This window comes from Bacillus sp. S4, from assembly GCF_040838205.1.
GTDB classification, from domain to species: domain Bacteria; phylum Bacillota; class Bacilli; order Bacillales; family Bacillaceae_G; genus Bacillus_A; species Bacillus_A cereus_U.
The window spans coordinates 1-2,870 of the sequence record NZ_JBFPJI010000384.1 but is presented as its reverse complement, the minus strand read 5'-3'; the positions used below and the strand labels follow the sequence as shown (position 1 = coordinate 2,870).

Genomic DNA, 2,870 nt, shown 5'->3' with positions numbered 1-2,870 from the left:
ATATTATCTTTCTATTTAACTTTTGTCAACTTAATTTTCGTAACGGTTTACAATTATAAATTCAATTATTTCTCTTTATGCAAATACTCAAGTTCTTTTCGAAGTGCCTGTTTTAAAAACTTTCCAACAGATGTTTTCGGTATTTCTTCCATAAATACAATATCATCTGGTAACCACCACTTCGCAAACTGCGGTTTTAAAAACTCATATATCTCTTCTTTTGTAACCGTACTATTTTTCTTTTGAACAACGCAGGCAACTGGACGCTCTTGCCACTGGGGATGAGGAACTGCAACGACAGCCGCTTCAAATATAGCGTCATGTGCCATTAGAGCATTTTCAAGGTCAACGGAGGAAATCCATTCCCCACCGCTTTTAATAACATCCTTCGTACGATCAACAATTTTGACGCAACCTTCCTCATCGACTGTAACGACATCGCCAGTATATAACCATCCATCACGGAACCCTTCCACCGTACACTCATCGTTATAATAGCTTGCAGCGATCCATGGCGCTCGTAAACATAGTTCTCCCATCTCCGTACCATCCCACTTCACTTCACCATTTGTACCGACTACTTTCATCTCTACACCAGGGACAAGATATCCTTGCTTCGATCTTATCTCAAGTTGTTCTTCATACGCCAAATCTGTTTCATAGCTTTTTAGACGTGCAAGCGTTACGAGTGGACTCGTTTCAGTCATGCCATATGCATGTACGAAAGGAACATTATATTTTTGCTCAAACGCTTTAATAACGCTTTTCGGTGCAGCTGCGCCTCCGCATAGTAATCTCGTTATACTAGATAAATCATAACTATTATTTTCTAACTCTTGTAAAACACCAAGCCAAATTGTCGGCACACCCGCAGCTATCGTTACTTTTTCAGTTTGAATCATTTCTAATAAAATTTTCGGAGTAAACATCGGTCCCGGAAGAACTTGTTTTGACCCAAACCAAGTAGCTGCAAAAGGAAGTCCCCAAGCGTTCACATGAAACATTGGCACAATAGCCATTGCTGCATCACTTTCCGATAAAGCTGTCGTATCCGCTAATCCAAGTGCCATACAGTGCAACACTGTACTACGATGTGTATAAACAACACCTTTTGGATTCCCTGTAGTCGCTGACGTATAACACATACCAGCAGGTGTATTTTCATCAATATCTTTAACAAATTGGAAATTTGGGTCGCCGTCTTCTAAAAGTTTCTCATAATGATATACAGGCTGAAGGGTAGTTTTTGGGAGCTCCTCTTTATCAGTCATAATAATATATGCTTGTACAGTCGATAATTCAGACTGGATATTCTCAATGAGTGGTACAAGATCTTCATCAATAAGTAAAATACGATCTTCTGCATGTTGAATAATGTATGAAATATGTTGAGGAGATAAACGAATATTAATTGTGTGTAATACGGAAGCAATACCTGGAATAGCAAAATATGCTTCTACATGTCGATGATGATTCCACGCTAACGTTCCTATGCGCTCGCCTTCTTTAATTCCAAGCTTTTTTAACGCACTGGAAAGTCTTCTTGTCCTTTCCCCTAGCTGCTTATACGTTAATGTCGTAACTGTATCATGTGTCCGTGAAATGATTTCTTTCTTTGGGAATAGTTTTTCTGCCCTTTCCATCATAGAACTAATTGTTAGAGGTACATTCATCATCATATTGTTTACATCCTCCCTTTAAAGCGTTTTCATTTCGTTCATTATAACAGACTTCTACAAATAATTACGACATTTTCTGTATTTTCTGAATTATTTCTTTGGAAATAATTCTACTAAATAAGAACCATGTTTTAAATACACACGATACAAAACATGGTTCTCTCCAATTTAAAAACTATCTACCTTTTTTCTTACTTTCTTTTTTAACTTAAAAATGAAACGATTACTGTACTCTTCATTTTCAACTAAAAGTTTATACGTTTCTAACACTCCTAAAACACGAACGAAAAGATAGAAACCTATAGCAATAAGAACAACACAGTAAGGATAATACTGCACGAGCTCTCCTGAAGTGATATGCTTTTTCTCAAACAAAAATGGTATTGCTCCTACCGCGATAAAACAAAATCCAACGATCACTACTGCCGCATACTTCTTCTTAATAGTCGCATATCTTTTTGTCAATTCTTTTAGAAAGTTTTGATGAAATAGTAGTTCTTCCTTTTTTAATACATTGTATCGACTCTCTTCTATCGTTACAGGTACCATCATCGCTCCAATTCCAAGGACAGCAATGATAATGACAAGGAATGTAGACATTGTTGCATTTTCTTTAAATAATAAATACGGTATTGTAGATAAAATAAGCAAGCTAAATCCTAATGCGATATATTTAGAAATTTTTTGCCCATACACTACATACCCTTCCGCCATTTCCTTACTTACATAATAACCATTTTCCTTTTCATTACTTTGCTCAGCAGTTTCTTTTAATAAGTAATCAAGAGAGACTTCAAATATATTTCCAATCATTATTAGTTTTTCAGTTTCAGGAAAACCTTGACCATTCTCCCATTTACTAACTGCTTGCCTTGTTGTGTTTAAATTTTCAGCTAATGCTTCTTGAGAGAGGCCCTTTTCCTTTCTTAATTTAAATAACTTCTCACCAAATCCCATATGTGTATCCCCCTTTTCTTTCTTAACTAAATTGTATGTAAACATTGCTCTCATCTCTATCTTCCTGCGGTTGCACTTTGTCAACTTACGGTTGCGATTATGTTATATAACGGTTTTATATACGATTTAGCTGATATTCTTCTTTGACTATGCATTGATAAAACAACACCCCCTAATAACCAATTATAACAATTAAAGGTAATTTTCGTTGTAAAAATAAAAACTCCCTTATTC

2 protein-coding genes are annotated in these 2,870 nt (G+C 35.8%); both read right to left on the bottom strand.

Features of this window, described 5'->3' with window-relative positions; all coding sequences use genetic code 11:
- Positions 1-65 precede the first annotated feature (65 nt).
- Positions 66-1,679 carry a long-chain fatty acid--CoA ligase gene (locus AB3X48_RS20505; protein WP_367959875.1) on the bottom strand — a complete coding sequence of 538 codons (1,614 nt, stop codon included), beginning with the start codon at positions 1,677-1,679 and terminating at the stop codon, positions 66-68.
- 168 nt (positions 1,680-1,847) lie between these two features.
- A complete protein-coding gene (locus tag AB3X48_RS20500) occupies positions 1,848-2,636 on the bottom strand; it encodes a helix-turn-helix domain-containing protein (protein WP_290371258.1) in 789 nt (262 codons plus the stop codon).
- Positions 2,637-2,870 lie beyond the last annotated feature (234 nt).

Excerpts from the sequence above, each read along its gene's own strand:
- AB3X48_RS20505 (WP_367959875.1), bottom strand. The coding sequence starts at position 1,679 with ATGATGATGAATGTACCTCTAACAATTAGTTCTATGATGGAAAGGGCA.
- AB3X48_RS20500 (WP_290371258.1), bottom strand. The coding sequence starts at position 2,636 with ATGGGATTTGGTGAGAAGTTATTTAAATTAAGAAAGGAAAAGGGCCTC.